This is a genomic window from Streptomyces sp. NPDC059851, from assembly GCF_042732005.1.
Taxonomy (GTDB): domain Bacteria; phylum Actinomycetota; class Actinomycetes; order Streptomycetales; family Streptomycetaceae; genus Streptomyces.
The window spans coordinates 23,799-38,162 of sequence record NZ_JBHWJJ010000003.1; the positions used below are offsets into that span (position 1 = coordinate 23,799).

14 protein-coding genes are annotated in these 14,364 nt (G+C 74.6%); 8 read left to right on the forward strand and 6 right to left on the reverse strand.

The window, feature by feature from the left end:
• The first annotated feature begins 58 nt into the window (after positions 1-58).
• Together ACFV7Q_RS01270 and ACFV7Q_RS01275 are read left to right on the forward strand one after the other, a co-directional pair.
• The gene (locus ACFV7Q_RS01270) at positions 59-1,471 is read left to right on the forward strand and encodes an aldehyde dehydrogenase family protein (RefSeq protein WP_385422275.1); all 1,413 of its coding nucleotides are present in this window, start codon (positions 59-61) and stop codon (positions 1,469-1,471) included.
• Positions 1,472-1,560: 89 nt separating this feature from the next.
• Entirely contained in the window at positions 1,561-2,640 is a 1,080-nt protein-coding gene (locus ACFV7Q_RS01275; RefSeq protein WP_385422277.1) for a Zn-dependent alcohol dehydrogenase, read from the forward strand.
• 37 nt (positions 2,641-2,677) lie between these two features.
• On the opposite strand, the gene ACFV7Q_RS01280 is transcribed toward ACFV7Q_RS01275, so the two are convergent.
• Positions 2,678-3,340, reverse strand: coding sequence for a TetR/AcrR family transcriptional regulator (locus ACFV7Q_RS01280; RefSeq protein ID WP_385422279.1), 663 nt, complete (start codon positions 3,338-3,340; stop codon positions 2,678-2,680).
• A gap of 107 nt (positions 3,341-3,447) precedes the next feature.
• On the opposite strand from ACFV7Q_RS01280, the gene ACFV7Q_RS01285 reads away from it, so the two are divergent.
• Together ACFV7Q_RS01285 and ACFV7Q_RS01290 are read left to right on the forward strand one after the other, a co-directional pair.
• Positions 3,448-4,599: an acyl-CoA dehydrogenase family protein gene (locus ACFV7Q_RS01285; RefSeq protein WP_385422281.1), complete on the forward strand. Its 1,152-nt coding sequence runs from the start codon at positions 3,448-3,450 to the stop codon at positions 4,597-4,599.
• Between the two features lie 98 nt (positions 4,600-4,697).
• Complete coding sequence (locus tag ACFV7Q_RS01290) at positions 4,698-5,327, forward strand: TetR/AcrR family transcriptional regulator (protein WP_385422283.1); 630 nt, start codon at positions 4,698-4,700, stop codon at positions 5,325-5,327.
• Between the two features lie 6 nt (positions 5,328-5,333).
• Here ACFV7Q_RS01290 and ACFV7Q_RS01295 read toward each other — a convergent pair whose 3' ends face one another.
• A complete protein-coding gene (locus ACFV7Q_RS01295) occupies positions 5,334-5,795 on the reverse strand; it encodes a MaoC family dehydratase (protein ID WP_385422285.1) in 462 nt (153 codons plus the stop codon).
• Between the two features lie 98 nt (positions 5,796-5,893).
• On the opposite strand from ACFV7Q_RS01295, the gene soxR reads away from it, so the two are divergent.
• Complete coding sequence (gene soxR, locus ACFV7Q_RS01300; RefSeq protein ID WP_385422287.1) at positions 5,894-6,337, forward strand: redox-sensitive transcriptional activator SoxR; 444 nt, start codon at positions 5,894-5,896, stop codon at positions 6,335-6,337.
• On the opposite strand, the gene ACFV7Q_RS01305 is transcribed toward soxR, so the two are convergent.
• The 4 genes from ACFV7Q_RS01305 to ACFV7Q_RS01320 all read right to left on the reverse strand — a co-directional run bounded on the left by ACFV7Q_RS01305 (position 6,318) and on the right by ACFV7Q_RS01320 (position 11,077).
• Entirely contained in the window at positions 6,318-7,328 is a 1,011-nt protein-coding gene (locus ACFV7Q_RS01305; RefSeq protein ID WP_385422289.1) for a 3-keto-5-aminohexanoate cleavage protein, read from the reverse strand. The two genes, soxR and ACFV7Q_RS01305, sit on opposite strands and share 20 nt — an antisense overlap.
• Positions 7,325-8,059, reverse strand: coding sequence for a hypothetical protein (locus ACFV7Q_RS01310; RefSeq protein ID WP_385422291.1), 735 nt, complete (start codon positions 8,057-8,059; stop codon positions 7,325-7,327). The genes ACFV7Q_RS01305 and ACFV7Q_RS01310 overlap by 4 nt, the downstream gene beginning before the upstream one ends.
• A gap of 153 nt (positions 8,060-8,212) precedes the next feature.
• Entirely contained in the window at positions 8,213-9,532 is a 1,320-nt protein-coding gene (locus ACFV7Q_RS01315) for a serine-threonine protein kinase (protein ID WP_385422293.1), read from the reverse strand.
• Between the two features lie 153 nt (positions 9,533-9,685).
• Positions 9,686-11,077, reverse strand: coding sequence for an exo-beta-N-acetylmuramidase NamZ domain-containing protein (locus tag ACFV7Q_RS01320; RefSeq protein ID WP_385422295.1), 1,392 nt, complete (start codon positions 11,075-11,077; stop codon positions 9,686-9,688).
• 111 nt (positions 11,078-11,188) lie between these two features.
• Here ACFV7Q_RS01320 and ACFV7Q_RS01325 point away from each other — a divergent pair, with 111 nt between their 5' ends.
• The 3 genes from ACFV7Q_RS01325 to ACFV7Q_RS01335 all read left to right on the forward strand — a co-directional run bounded on the left by ACFV7Q_RS01325 (position 11,189) and on the right by ACFV7Q_RS01335 (position 14,362).
• On the forward strand, positions 11,189-11,965 hold the full coding sequence (locus tag ACFV7Q_RS01325) for an SDR family oxidoreductase (RefSeq protein WP_385422297.1): 777 nt from the start codon (positions 11,189-11,191) through the stop codon (positions 11,963-11,965).
• Positions 11,962-13,674: an AMP-binding protein gene (locus ACFV7Q_RS01330; protein ID WP_385422299.1), complete on the forward strand. Its 1,713-nt coding sequence runs from the start codon at positions 11,962-11,964 to the stop codon at positions 13,672-13,674. The genes ACFV7Q_RS01325 and ACFV7Q_RS01330 overlap by 4 nt, the downstream gene beginning before the upstream one ends.
• 82 nt (positions 13,675-13,756) lie before the next feature.
• On the forward strand, positions 13,757-14,362 hold the full coding sequence (locus ACFV7Q_RS01335) for a TetR/AcrR family transcriptional regulator (protein WP_385422301.1): 606 nt from the start codon (positions 13,757-13,759) through the stop codon (positions 14,360-14,362).
• Positions 14,363-14,364 lie beyond the last annotated feature (2 nt).

Here is a 14,364-nt window from a genome sequence, read left to right on the forward strand (position 1 = left end):
TGTAGGGTGTCCACACGAGGTCAGTCCATGCGCTCGTGCGTGCTCGGGAGGAAATGCCATGAAGGCCCACGACGGGATGTACATCGCCGGTGAATGGCGGCCGGCCGCCGGTCGCGACCGGATCGAGGTCGTCAACCCCGCCGACGAGCAGGTCCTCGGCGGGGTCCCGGCCGGTACCGTCGAGGACGTGGACGCGGCGGTACGGGCGGCCCGTGCGGCCCTCCCCGGCTGGTCGGCGGTGCCCCCGGCCCGGCGTGCGGCCCTGATCGGGGCCCTGCGCGATGTACTCGTGGCCCGCAAGGCCGAGTTCACCGAGACCATCACCGCCGAGCTCGGCGCCCCGGTCGGCTTCACCGAGATGGTCCACGTCGGGGCGCCGATCGCGGTCGCCTCCTCCTTCGCCGAGCTGGCGGCCTCGTACGCCTTCGAGGAGCGGATCGGGAACTCGACGGTGCTGCTGGAGCCGGTCGGCGTGGTCGGGGCCATCACGCCCTGGAACTACCCGCTGCACCAGATCGTTGCCAAGGTGGCGCCCGCTCTCGCCGCCGGCTGCACCCTCGTCCTCAAGCCGGCCGAGGACACCCCGCTGACCGCACAGCTCTTCGCCGAAGCCGTGCACGAGGCGGGCATCCCGGCCGGAGTGTTCAACCTGGTGACCGGTACCGGCCCGGTCGCCGGGCAGGCGCTGGCCGCGCACGAAGGGGTCGACCTGGTCTCCTTCACCGGCTCCACCGCGGTCGGCAAGCGGATCGGCGCCGTGGCCGGTGCCGCCGTCAAGCGCGTCGCCCTCGAACTCGGCGGGAAGTCGGCCAACGTCATCCTGCCCGGGGCCGACCTGGCCAAGGCCGTCGCGACGGGCGTCGGCCACGTCATGAACAACTCCGGCCAGAGCTGCAACGCGCTCACCCGCATGCTCGTCCACCGCGACCAGTACGAGGAGGCGGTCTCCCTCGCGGCCGCCGCCGTCGCCACCTACCCCTGTGGCGACCCCCGCGAACCGGGCACCCGCCTCGGCCCGGTGGTCAACGCCAAGCAGCGCGACCGCGTGCGCGGCTACATCGCCAAGGGCATCGAGGAGGGCGCGCGACTCGTCGCCGGCGGCCCGGACGCGCCGCACGACCGCGGGTACTACATCGCCCCGACCGTCTTCGCCGACGTCACGCCCGAGATGACCATCGCCCAGGAGGAAATCTTCGGCCCGGTGCTGTCGATCCTCCCGTACGAGGACCAGGACGACGCCCTGCGCATCGCCAACAGCACCGTGTACGGACTCGGCGGCGCCGTCTGGGCGGCCGACGAAGAGACCGCCGTCGCCTTCGCCCGGCGCATGGACACCGGCCAGGTGGACATCAACGGCGGCCGCTTCAACCTGCTCGCGCCCTTCGGCGGCTACAAGCAGTCCGGTGTGGGGCGCGAGCTCGGCCGGCACGGTCTGGCGGAGTACCTCCAGACCAAGTCCCTGCAGTTCTGAGCCGCCCGGCAGCTCCCGACCGCCGCCCCCGCCCCGTTCCCGCCCCGCCGCACCCCGCCCGCCCCCGATCCCGAGAGACGGAATCGACCATGGTCCGCGCCGCCATCCTGCCCGCCGTCGGAGCCCCGCTGGAGATACGGGAGATCGTGCTGCCCGATCCCGGCCCGGGGCAGGTCCGGGTGCGGCTCGCCGCAGCAGGGGTCTGCCACTCCGACCTCTCCCTCACCAACGGCACCATGCGGGTCCCCGTCCCCGCCGTCCTCGGCCACGAGGGGGCGGGCACCGTCCTCGCGGTGGGCGAAGGGGTCACCCATGTCGCCCCCGGCGACGGCGTGGTGCTCAACTGGTCCCCGTCCTGCGGGGAGTGCCACCACTGCTCGATCGGCGAGGTCTGGCTCTGCGCGAAGGCCCTCACCGGGATCGGCGCCGTCCACGCCCACGACGCCGGTGGCACACCGTTGCACCCGGGGCTCAACGTGGCCGCGTTCGCCGAGGAGACCGTCGTGGCGGCCAACTGCGTGCTGCCCGCGCCCGCCGGGATCCCGCTCGCCGAGGCCGCCCTGCTCGGCTGTGCGGTCCTCACCGGGTACGGCGCCGTCCACCACAGCGCCCGGGTGCGGGCCGGCGAGTCCGTCGCCGTCTTCGGCGTCGGCGGGGTCGGCCTCGCCGCCCTACAGGCCGCGCGGATCGCCGGGGCGGGCCCGATCGTGGCCGTCGACGTCTCCCCTGCCAAGGAGGAGCTGGCCCGTGCGGCCGGAGCCACCGCGTTCGTCCTCGCCTCCGACACCACCGCCAAGGAGATCCGCGGACTCACCGGCGGGCAGGGCGCGGACGTCGCCGTGGAGTGCGTCGGCCGGGCGGAGTCCATCCGCGCCGCCTGGGAGTCGACCCGCCGCGGCGGCCGCACCACCGTCGTCGGTATCGGCGGCAAGGAACAACGGGTCGCCTTCCACGCCCTGGAGATGTTCCACTTCGCCCGCACCCTCACCGGCTGCGTCTACGGGAACAGCGACCCGGCCCGCGACCTGCCGGTGCTGGCCGACCACGTCCGCTCCGGGCGCCTGGACCTGGGCTCGATGGTCACCGACCGGATCACCCTCGACGGCATCCCCGGCGCCTTCGACGCGATGCTGGCCGGCAAGGGCGGCCGCTCCCTCGTCGTCTTCTAGACCTCCGCCGTCGCGTTCCGGCCGGTCCGGCCGCGCGTCAGTCGTCCTTCTGCCGCGCGGCCAGGGCCTCGTACTGCAGGGACAGGCCGTCCAGCAGGGCGGTGAGGCCCGTTTCGAACGCGCCCTCGTCCACCTCGCGCTGCCGCTCGGCCAGCAGGTGGGCCCGGCCCAGGTGCGGGTAGTCCGCCGGGTCGTACGCGGCCTCGTCGTCCACGAAACCCCGGGCGAAGGACCCCACCGCGGAGCCCAGGATGAAGTACCGCATCAGCGCGCCGATCCGCGTCGCCTGTGCGGGCGGCCATCCGGCGGCCGTCATGGCCCCGAACACCGCGTCCGCCAGCCGCAGTCCGGCCGGGCGCCGCCCCGGGCCCCGCGCCAGTACAGGCACGATGTTGGGGTGGTCGGCCAGAGCGCCCCGGTACGAGTGCGCCCACGCGCGCAGCGCCTCCCGCCAGTCCGGGCCGGTCCCCGCCGGACCCTCGAACATCGACAGGTCGACCCGCGCGCTCACCGCGTCCGCCACCGCCTCCAGGATCTCGTCCTTCGTGCGGAAGTGGTTGTAGAGGGAGGGGCCGCTCACCCCCAGCGCGGCTGCCAGCCGCCGCGTGGAGACCGCCTCCAGCCCCTCCGCGTCCACCAGCGCGCCCGCCGCCTCCACGATGCGGTCTCGACTGAGCAGGGGCTTGCGCGGTCTGGCCATGCGCCACATAGTAGGGCCTGCCCCCCTGAAACTACCGCTGCTAGTTAAACGGTACGGCCTGCCCGCGCGGTCCCGTGCTACCGCCCCCACCGCCCCGGAGGTGCCCGGTGAACCTGGAGCTCAGCGAGGAGCAGACCGCGGTGCGCAGCCTCGCCCGCACGTTCACCGAGCGCGAGGTGGCCCCGTACGCCGCCGAGTGGGACCGCGCCGAAAGCGTGGACCGGGCGATCGTGAAGAAGCTCGGCTCCCTCGGCTTCCTCGGCCTGACCGTCCCCGAGGAATACGGCGGCTCCGGCGGCGACCACCTCGCCTACGCGCTCGTCACCGAGGAACTCGGCCGGGGCGACTCCGCCGTGCGCGGCATCGTCTCCGTCTCCCTCGGGCTGGTCGCCAAGACCCTCGACGCCTGGGGGACCGAGGAGCAGAAGCGCACCTGGCTGCCCCGCCTCTGCTCCGGCGACGCGCTCGGCTGTTTCGGCCTGACCGAGCCCGGCACCGGTTCCGACGCCGCCGCCCTGACCATGCGCGCCGAGCGTCGGGGGGACGCCTACGTCCTCACCGGCACCAAGATGTTCATCACCAACGGCACCTGGGCCGACCTCGCCCTCGTCTTCGCCCGCACGGGCGGGGCGCCGGGCCACCGCGGCATCTCCGCCTTCCTCGTCCCCACCGACACCCCCGGCTTCACCCGCCGAGAGATCCACGGCAAGCTCGGCCTGCGTGGCCAGGCCACCGCCGAACTCGTCCTCGACGGGGTCCGCGTGCCCGCCTCCGCCATGCTCGGCCAAGAGGGAAAGGGCTTCTCGGTGGCGATGTCCGCCCTGGCCAAGGGCCGGATGTCGGTCGCCGCCGGATGCGTCGGCATCGCGCAGGCGGCACTGGACGCGGCCGTCTCGTACGCGGCCGGGCGGGAGCAGTTCGGCCGGCCCATCGCCCACCACCAGCTCGTCCAGGAACTGATCGCCGACATCTCGGTGGACGTGGACGCGGCCCGCCTGCTGACCTGGCGGGTGGCCGACCTGATCGACCGCGGGCAGCCCTTCGCCACCGAGGCGTCCACCGCCAAGCTCTTCGCCTCCGAGGCCGCTGTCCGCGCCGCGGGCAACGCCCTCCAGGTGCACGGCGGTTACGGCTACATCGACGAGTACCCGGCGGGCAAGCTGCTGCGCGACGCCCGCGTGATGACCCTGTACGAGGGCACCAGCCAGATCCAGAAGCTGCTGATCGGCCGTGCCCGCACCGGGGTGTCCGCGTTCTGAGCCCGCTGGACCCGGCCCGCCCTGCCGCAACGCGCTAAGCGCTTGCTCACCCTCCGGTAAGGTGTTCCTTCCGACGGTGACGAGAAGGTGGGCGAGCGATGGACAGCGCGGCGGAGACGACGGGCGGCTACCGGCCGTGGTCGGAGGTCACCCCCGACGCCGCGCGGCGGCTGCTGATCGCCGCCGTCGAGGCGTTCGCCGAGCGCGGGTACCACGCCACGACCACGCGCGACATCGCCGGGCGGGCCGGCATGAGCCCGGCCGCCCTCTACATCCACTACAAGACCAAGGAAGAACTGCTCCACCGGATCAGCCGGATCGGCCACGACAAGGCGCTCGACATCCTGCAGACCGCGGCTGCCGGCCCGGGCTCCTCGGCCGACCGGCTCGGCACGGCCGTGCGGACCTTCGTGCTGTGGCACGCGGCGCACCACACCACCGCGCGCGTGGTCCAGTACGAGCTCGAAGCCCTCGCTCCGGAGCACCGCTCCGAGATCGTGGCCCTGCGCCGGCAGAGCGATGCCGTGGTGCGCCGCATCCTCACCGACGGTGTGGCGGCGGGGGAGTTCCAGGTTCCGGACGTCCCCGGCACCACGCTCGCCGTCCTGTCCCTGTGCATCGACGTGGCCCGCTGGTTCAATGCCGCCGGCAGCCGCACCCCGGAGGAGGTCGGCGAACTGTACGCCGGCCTGGTCCTGCGCATGGTGGGCGCGGTGCCCGCCCGGTAGGGGGCCTCAGAAGTAGTACCGCGACACCGACTGGGCCACGCACACCGGCTTGTCGCCGCCCTCGCGCTCGACCGTGACCGTCGCCGCGACCTGTACGCCGCCGCCCGCCTCCGTGACCTCGGTGATCACGGCGGTGGCGCGCAGCCGGGAGCCGACCGGCACCGGTGCCGGGAAACGGACCTTGTCCGTGCCGTAGTTGATGCCCATCCGCATGCCCTCGACCCGCATGATCTGCGGGACCAGGCTCGGCAGCAGCGACAGCGTCAGATAGCCGTGCGCGATGGTGGTGCCGAAGGGTCCGGACGCGGCCCGCTCCGGGTCCACGTGGATCCACTGGTGGTCCCCGGTGGCGTCGGCGAACAGGTCGATCCGCTTCTGGTCCACCTCCAGCCATCCGCTCGGCCCGAGCGTCCGGCCGATCCCGGCGCGCAGTTCCTCGGCGGACGTGAAGACCCTCGGCTCGACCATGCCTCTCCCTCTCCCAGGACGAATAAGCGCTTGCTCAGCATGCGGGGGCCGCATGTATCTGTCAACGGAGCCCGGCAGGGCCGACTACCCTCGGCCTCGTGCCGCAGATTCCCGAAAAAATCCACGAACTCACCGTCGGCCAGCTGTCCGCCCGCAGCGGCGCGGCCGTCTCCGCGCTCCACTTCTACGAGACCAAAGGCCTGATCAGCAGCCGCCGCACCGCCGGCAACCAGCGCCGCTACAGCCGCGACGCCCTGCGCCGCGTGGCCTTCGTCCGCGCCGCCCAGCGCGTCGGGATCCCGCTCGCCGCCATCCGCGACGCCCTCGCCGAGCTGCCGGAGGAACGCACCCCCACCAAGGAGGACTGGGCCCGGCTCTCGGACATGTGGCGCAGCGAGCTCGAACAGCGGATCAGCCAACTGGAGCGGCTGCGCGATCACTTGACCGACTGCATCGGCTGCGGCTGCCTGTCCCTGAAGACCTGCGCACTGTCCAACCCGGACGACGTCTTCGGCGAGCGGCTCACGGGCTCCCGGCTGTAGCACCGCTGCCAGCACCGCCACGACAGCCCCCGCCCCTCAGGCCCGCGGTCCCAGTACCGGCCGCCTCGGCGTCGCCGGCCGCCTCGTGCGCCGCCGCCACCAGCGCGGCGTTCGAGCCGGCCGGCCGCCCGTCCGGCAGCCGCAGGACGTCGCCCAGGCCGATCCGCGCATCCGCACCGCAGCGCACCGCCAGCCGCAGCACCGGCCAGGCCGCGGCCTCCCGGCCGCACACCAGCACGGGCCCCACCGCGGGGCGGCACACCGCGTCCACGAGCCCCGCCACCGCAGCCGGACCGGCCGCGGGCACCGCCGCCAGTTCCACCGCTGGCCGGACCTGCGCTGCACCCGCCAGCTCCGGACCCAGGGTGGCGAAGAACCGTGCCAGCGGCCCCACACCGGTCCCCGCCCCGACCCCGCCACCCGCGCCCGCATGCGCGTCGGCGCCCGCGCCCGCATGCGCGTCGGCGCCCGCACCCGCCCCCGCGCCCGCAGCACCACACAGACCCGCAGCAACCGCAGCACCGGCCGTCCCTGAGGCACCGCCCGCCGCGCGGTCCCCGGGCACCGCGGGCACCCAGCAGCGGCCCGCCCCGACCACCGCGTCCACCGCCACGCCCCGCGCCAGCAGCTCCCGCGCCAGCTCCGCCGCCCCCGGTTCCGCGAAGTGCACGGCGGCCCGGTCCGGCAACACCTTCCAGAGCCGGACCCGCTCCAGCCGCCCCGCCGGATCCGGTTCGGCGGCGGTGCTCGCGCACACCGACAGCGGTACGGAGACCCCCGCGCCCCGCAACGCCTCCAGCAGCGGCCCCACCACCCTGGGTGACAGGCTCTCCCGGCCGCACGGGGTCCGCGGATGGACCAGCACCTCCGCGGCCCCGGCGGCGACCGCCCCCAGCGCCGACTCCACCAGGTCCCCGGGGGACAGCGGCACGGCGGCCCCGTCGACGGCGCCGCGCGCACCGTTCAGCGACACCTGGAGCCGCAGGCTCACGCCGCCCCGGCCGAAGCCGACACCGACGCCCGCATCCCGTCCGCCGGCGAGACCCAGGCCGAGTCCGCGAGCGCCGGCCTGGGCACCACGATCCCGCAGCCCGCGCAGACCGGGCCGTCCCAGGCCCACGCTCCCTCCCACGACCCGTGCCCCGCCCGGCTCCCGGCCCGCTGCTGCTTCCCGGCCCCGGACCCAGCGGCGCGCCCCGCCCCGGTTCCGCGGCCCACCGCGCGTCCCGGCCCGGGCGTCCGTCTCGGCCCCGGAACCGGCCCGGGCCAGTGCAGCTCCTGCTCACCGCAGACCGGGCAGCCCGTCCCCGGCTCCGACTCCAGGGCCGCGACCAGCCGCCGCAGCACCTCGGCCAGGGTCCCGTCCGGCCGCACCCCCGGGTCGGCGCAGCGGACCACCGCGTCCCCGCTACCGTTCCACGCCCACTCCGGCCGGCGCAACCCGTCGTGCTTCTCGCGCCGCCGCCGCTCCGCGAACTGCCGCTCGTACTCCAGCCAGACCGCCCGCGCCTCCTCCAGCTCCTCCAGCGCGGCCACCAGCCGCTGCGGGTCCGCCGCCCGGTCCTCCGGGGCGATCCCGTGCCGGTCGCACAGGTGCCACCACGTCGCCCGGTGCCCGTACGGTGCGAACCGCTCCAGGCACCGGCGCAGCGAATGGCGCCGCAGCGCACGGTCGTTGCGCGCATCCCGCACCTGATAGGCCAGACTCCGGAAACCTGCCATCACACCTTCACCTCCGCCTCGCGCGCCCAAGTCCACACCGCGGCGCCGCGCTCGGTCGCACGACGACGCACCGTGAGATGTGCCCAACATGCCCGGCTGGGTGCAGGCGCATGCGGGGGCGGTCGAGGCGTACGGGTGGCACGTGGCCGGAACTCAGCGCCCCATGCGCCCCGCAGACACCACGATGCGGGCCAGTTCCCCGTGGCAGATGTCGCTGTGCGCCCCCGAGGGCGGACCGCCGCGCCGCACCACGGACGCCGTGTCCACGCTGACGCAACCGGTCGCCGGGACGCCGCCGCGCAGCGCCTCGTCCAAGGTCAGCCGGGGCGCGTCCGCAACCGCCCGCACCCCGCCGTACCCGATCGCGCCCCAGCGGTGGTCGAAGCCCAGCAGACCGGCCGAATCCCCTGCCATCCGGGAGGCCAGCGGATAGAAGACCCTGAGCGCCGCGTCGTGCGCGGAGTGGCACGCCACCACCGGCCCGTCGACCCGGTGCTGCAGGCCGCGCAGAGCACCGCCGCGCCCTTCGTCGTGCGGGAGCCGATCGGCGAAGGCGTAGTGCGAGAAGGCACCTTGGAGCAGCGTCACGGACTTCACGTACCGGGCGCCGTCCGGCACCGCACGCAGCGAGAAGGACACCAGCCGGGCTCCGAAACTGTGCCCGATCAGATGGATCCGCAGCGCCGGCCGCCGTCCTGCCAGTTCCGCGAGGACCGGGCCGAGACCGCGCTCGCCGACGACCCCGGCCCGCTTCTTCATCTGGTAGTACGTGGCCTGCCGCAGCAGCTCCTTGGCCCCCCGCCACAGCCCGCGAGGGACCCCGCCGACGGTGAGCCCGGGTCCGGCGGGTTCCTCGGTCGCGGGCCCGCCCGCCTCGGCGAGCCCGTCGGCCAGCGCCCGGCACGCCGTGTGCACGTCCTCAGCGAAGATGGCGGGAACCGCCCCCGTCACGCCGGCCCCCGCCAGCTCCCGTACCAGCGCGCCGAACTCCACGAGGTCGTCCGCCGACCCGGGCCGCTCCCGGAGCAGTTCGGCGATACGGTCCAGCTCCGCGCCGCGGCCCGGCCAGAACGCCCCGAGCGCCTCCCGCGCACCGGGGTCCAGCGCCGTCCCGCTGGCGGGCCCGGCGACCGCCCCGGGTGACTCGAAGTCCGGGATCGGCTCGTCCGGGAACCGGATCGAGGGCCATACGACGCCCGCGTACCCCAGCCGCACCCCCGGCCCCACCAGCCCTGGGAAGGGCGCGAAGAAGCGGTCGTACAGGCGGGTCGAGGTGGACCGGTCGCTGTTCCAGCCGTGCGCGAAGACCAGCAGGTCCGTGGCCTCCATGGCCGCCACCGCCCGCAGGGAGGCCCCGTCCGCGTCGCCCTCGGCATCGAAGGTCAGCTCCGCATACGGGCCGACCCCGATGCCGGTCCCCGCCGCGCCCGCCGTCCCGGTCGCGCCCGCCGCCCCGCCCGTACCCGCCGCCATGGGTTCCCCCTCCGCGCCGCGCCCACTGGTGCCCTGCCGTGCCGTGGCGTACAGGATCCTGCTCCGCCCCCCACCCCGCCATACCCGTGCACCCCGCGGATACGACGCCCGCGGATACGGAGCCCGCGGATACCGCGGCCGCGGACGTGGCGGCTACGGATACAGCAGGTACCGCTCCCGAACCGCCGCGAACCGCTCCAGCCCCGCCTGCCAGTCCGCCGCGATCTCCTCCACCCCCGCGTCCGCGTCCACCAGTCGCCGGACCCGGTCCGAGCCTGTCAGCCGGTCGATCCAGTGGTCCGACCGCCAGGCGAAGCCGCTCCACGTCCGGCGCGCCGTCACCAACAGCCCGATCCCGGCCCGGACCGGGTCGAACGCCTCCCGGTCGTGCACGATCAGCCGGACCCCGCCGCACACCTTCCCCGCGTGCTTGGAGAAGGTCGGCGTGAAGTACGCCTCCCGGAACCACACGCCCGGTAGTCCCAGCGCGTCGGCCGCCTCCGCCCACCGCCGGTCGATGCCCTCCGCGCCCAGCACCTCGAAGGGCGTGGCCGTACCACGGCCCTCGGACAGGTTGGTGCCCTCGAACAGGCAGGTGCCGGCGTACGCGAGCGCCGTGTCCGGGGTCGGCATGTTCGGGCTGGGCGGCACCCACGGCAGCCCGGTCCCGTCGAAGAAGGAGTCCCGCCGCCAGCCCGTCATCGGCACCGTCGCCAGCCTGACCGGCTTCGCCGCCAGGAACTCCCCGTTGAACAGCCGCGCCAGCTCGGCCGCCGTCATCCCGTGCGCCAGCGCGATCGGCTCCCGGCCCACGAAGCTCGCGTACTCCGGCTCCAGCGCGGGTCCCGAGGCCCGCCGCCCGCCCACCGGATTGGGCCGGTCCAGCACGACGACGGCCTTGTCGGCCAGCACGGCCGCCCGCATGCAGTCGTACAGCGTCCAGATGTAGGTGTAGAAGCGCGCTCCCGCGTCCTGGATGTCGAAGACCACGGTGTCGACCTCGGCCGCCGTGAACACGTCCGCGAGTTGCTGCCCGCTCTTGCCGTACGTGTCGTACACCGGCAGCCCCGTCGCGGGATCGCGGCCGGCCCCCTCCGAGTCGCCCGCCTGTGCCGTCCCGCGGAACCCGTGCTCGGGTCCGAACACCGCGACGAGCCGGACCCGCCCGTCGGCGTGCAGGACGTCGACCAGGTGGCGGGCGTCGGCGGTGATCCCGGTGGGATTGGTGACCACTCCGACCCGCTGACCGTCGAGTACGGAGTACCCGCCCGCGGCCAGCACCTCGAAGCCCGTCCGCACCCGGTCCTTGGTACCGGCCGCGTCCGCCGCACGCGTGACCACCGCGGCGCGTCCCACGCCCACCGAGGTCCCGGCGACCCCGAGTGCTCCGGCGGGCTCGACCGCCCGCGCGGCCCCGAGCGTCTCCTCGGCCCCGAGTGCCCCGAGTGCCCCGAATGCCCCGGCGGCCCCGAGGGAACCGGCCGCGCCCGCCTTACCCGCCAGTCCGAGCAGTCCCCGTCGCGACAGCGACGTCCTCAGCGTCATTCCGCCACGCTAGGCCCCGGCCCCCTTCCACACCGGCATACCGACCGGTTAGTCTGCCCGGCACCCCCACGCGGGTGCCCCACGCCCCCACCGCCCAGGAAAGGTGAACCCGTGAACGCCAGCGCGAACCGGTACCAGGACCAGCGAGTCGTCGTCACCGGCGCGGGTGGGGGCATCGGTGCCGCGCTCGCCCGCCGCTTCGCCGCCGAGGGCGCCACCGTCGTCGTCAACGACCTCGACGCCGCCCGGGCGGCCTCCGTGGCCGGCGCGATCGGCGCCCGCGCGATCGCGCTCCCCGGCGACGCCTCCGCCGTCGCCGCCGAGGCCCGCGAGGCCCTGGGCGGGGAGATCGACGTCTACTGCGCGAACGCGGGCCTCGCCTCGGGCGGCGACGCCTTCGCCGACGAGGCCGTGTGGGAAGCCGCCTGGGACACCAACGTCATGGCGCACGTCCGGGCCGCCCGCCTGCTCCTCCCGGACTGGCTGGAGCGCGGAAGCGGGCGTTTCGTCTCCACCGTCTCGGCCGCAGGGCTGCTCACCATGATCGGGGCGGCCCCGTACAGTGTCACCAAGCACGGGGCGCTCGCCTTCGCGGAGTGGCTCTCGCTGACCTACCGCCACCGCGGCATCCGGGTCCACGCCATCTGCCCGCAGGGCGTCCGCACCGACATGCTGACGGCCGCGGGCTCGGCGGGCGAACTGGTCCTCGCGCCGACCGCGATCGAGCCGGAAGCGGTGGCGGACGCACTGTTCGACGGCATGGAGAAGGGCCGGTTCTTGATCCTCCCGCACCCCGAGGTGGCGGACTTCCACGTCGCGCGCGCCACCGACCCCGACCGCTGGCTGAACGGCATGAACCACCTCCAGCAGAAATGGGAGAGCAGGTGACCCAGGCGCCGCCCCCGCCGTCCGGGGCCCCGGCACCCCCGCACGGGGCGCCGCCCCCGCCCTCCCCGTACGCCGCCAAGCCCTGGCTGAACCTCCTCAGCCCGGCACAGCGCGCCCCCGTGGACGCGCCGCCCAGCGTGCTGCACGCCTTCCGGGCCGCCGTCGCCCGCGCCCCCGGGCGGACCGCACTCGCCTACTTCGACGGCCGCCTCTCCTACGCCGAGGCGGACGCGCTCTCCGACTCCGTCGCCGGGTACCTCGTGGACGGGGGCACCGGCCGCGGCGACCGCGTCGCCGTACTGCTCCAGAACACCCCGCACTTCGCGCTGGCCGTCCTCGCCGCCTGGAAGGCCGGGGCCGTCGTGGTCCCGCTCAACCCCATGTACAAGGAGGCCGAGGCCCGGCACATCCTGTGCGATTCCGGCGCCACCGCTCTGATCTGCGACGACCGCGCCTGGACGGCGCAGCTGCGCGGTGCCGCCGCCGGGACGGCCGTACGGGTCACCCTGACCGCGTCCGAGCTGGACTTCCAGACCCGCGGCGACGCGCGCGTCCTGCGGTCCGGGCGGCAGCCGCAGGCCTCCGACGCCGCCGACTTCGCCGCCGTCGCCCGCCGCGGCCACCCGGCCCCGCCCGACCCCGGGCTCACCGCCGCCGACACCGCGCTCATCAGCTACACCTCCGGCACCAGCGGCACCCCCAAGGGGGCGATGAACCGGCACGGTGCCCTCACCCACAACGCCCGGCGACAGGTCAGCGGTCACCCGATCGCCGAGGGCTCCGGCTACTTCGCCCTCGCGCCGCTCTTCCACATCACCGGCATGGTCTGCGAACTCGCCGCCTGCTTCCTCAACGCCGGCACCCTCGTCCTCGCCCACCGCTTCGACGCGGGCACCGTCCTCGACGCCTTCCTCGAACACCGCCCCGCCTACACCATCGGCCCCGCCACCGCCTTCATGGCCCTGGCCGCCCACCCCGCCGCCACCCCTGACCACTTCGCCTCGTTCCGGGTGACCTCCTCCGGCGGCGCCCCCCTCCCTCCGGCCCTCGTCGCCCGGCTGCGCACCGCCTACGGCCTCCACCTGCGCAACGGATACGGCCTCACCGAATCCACCGCCGCCGTCGCCTCCGTCCCCGCACACCTCGAAGCACCCGTCGACGCCGCCTCCGGCACCCTCGCCGTCGGCCTGCCCGGCGCCGACACCGCCGTCCGCATCCTCGACGACCACGGAGCCGAGGTACCCCTGGGCGAGACCGGGGAGATAGCCGTCCGCGGCCCCCAGGTGGCGTCCGGCTACTGGGGCCTGCCCGCGGAGACCGCCCGCGCCTTCCCGGACGGCGAACTGCGGACGGGGGACGTCGGATTCATGGACCGGGACGGCTGGCTCTACGTCGTCGACCGCAAGAAGGACGTGATCAACGCCTCCGGCTTCAAGGTCTGGCCGCGCGAGGTCGAGGACGTCCTCTACACCCACCCCGCCGTCCGCGAGGCCGCCGTCGTCGGCGTCCCGGACCCGTACCGGGGGGAGACCGTGAAGGCGTACGTGAGCCTGCGCCCCGGCACCTCGGCCGGGCCGGCGGAACTGGCCGCCCACTGCGCCGCCCGCCTGGCCGCGTACAAGTACCCGCGCCAGGTGGAGATCCTGCCGGTCCTGCCGAAGACGACGAGTGGCAAGATCCTGCGACGGGAACTGCGCGACCGTGGCTGAAAACAGTCGGCCGGTCGTCCAGTCGGCCGCACCGGTCACACGGGCCGCACCGGCCGCGGAACAGAAAGGGAGGGCCAGCGCCATGGCTGCCAGGACGACGGAGCCCGAGGGCACCCACGAGACCCCGGTGCCGCAGCGGCTGCTGGCCGTGGCCACGCGGCTCTTCGCGGAGCGCGGCTACGACCGCACCTCCGTCCAGGAGATCGTCGAGGCGGCCGGGGTCACCAAGGGTGCCCTCTACCACTACTTCGGCTCCAAGGACGACCTGCTGCACGAGGTGTACGCGCGGATGCTGCGCCTCCAACAGCAGCGCCTGGACGCGGTGGCCGGTTCCGACGCCCCCGTCGAGGAGCGGCTGCGCGCCGCAGCGGCCGACGTCGTCGTCACCACCATCGAGAACCTCGACGACGCGATGATCTTCTTCCGGTCGATGCACCAGCTCAGCCCGGAGAAGTACAAGCAGGTGCGGGCCGAGCGCCGGCGCTACCACGAGCGCTTCCGCGCCCTGATCGAGGAGGGTCAGCGCACCGGCGTGTTCTCCACCGCCACACCCGCCGACCTGGTGGTGGACTACCACTTCGGCTCCGTCCACCACCTGTCCACCTGGTACCGGGCGGACGGCCCACTGACCCCGCAGCAGGTCGCCGACCACCTCGCCGACCTGCTGCTGCGCGCCCTGCGCCCGTAGCG

Bases quoted from the DNA above. Each gene is read 5' to 3' on its own strand.
- ACFV7Q_RS01275 (WP_385422277.1), top strand. From the start codon at position 1,561: ATGGTCCGCGCCGCCATCCTGCCCGCCGTCGGAGCCCCGCTGGAGATA.
- ACFV7Q_RS01335 (WP_385422301.1), top strand. From the start codon at position 13,757: ATGGCTGCCAGGACGACGGAGCCCGAGGGCACCCACGAGACCCCGGTG.
- ACFV7Q_RS01280 (WP_385422279.1), bottom strand. From the start codon at position 3,340: ATGGCCAGACCGCGCAAGCCCCTGCTCAGTCGAGACCGCATCGTGGAG.
- ACFV7Q_RS01320 (WP_385422295.1), bottom strand. From the start codon at position 11,077: ATGACGCTGAGGACGTCGCTGTCGCGACGGGGACTGCTCGGACTGGCG.
- ACFV7Q_RS01290 (WP_385422283.1), top strand. From the start codon at position 4,698: ATGGACAGCGCGGCGGAGACGACGGGCGGCTACCGGCCGTGGTCGGAG.
- ACFV7Q_RS01295 (WP_385422285.1), bottom strand. From the start codon at position 5,795: ATGGTCGAGCCGAGGGTCTTCACGTCCGCCGAGGAACTGCGCGCCGGG.
- ACFV7Q_RS01315 (WP_385422293.1), bottom strand. From the start codon at position 9,532: ATGGCGGCGGGTACGGGCGGGGCGGCGGGCGCGACCGGGACGGCGGGC.
- ACFV7Q_RS01310 (WP_385422291.1), bottom strand. From the start codon at position 8,059: ATGGCAGGTTTCCGGAGTCTGGCCTATCAGGTGCGGGATGCGCGCAAC.
- ACFV7Q_RS01270 (WP_385422275.1), top strand. From the start codon at position 59: ATGAAGGCCCACGACGGGATGTACATCGCCGGTGAATGGCGGCCGGCC.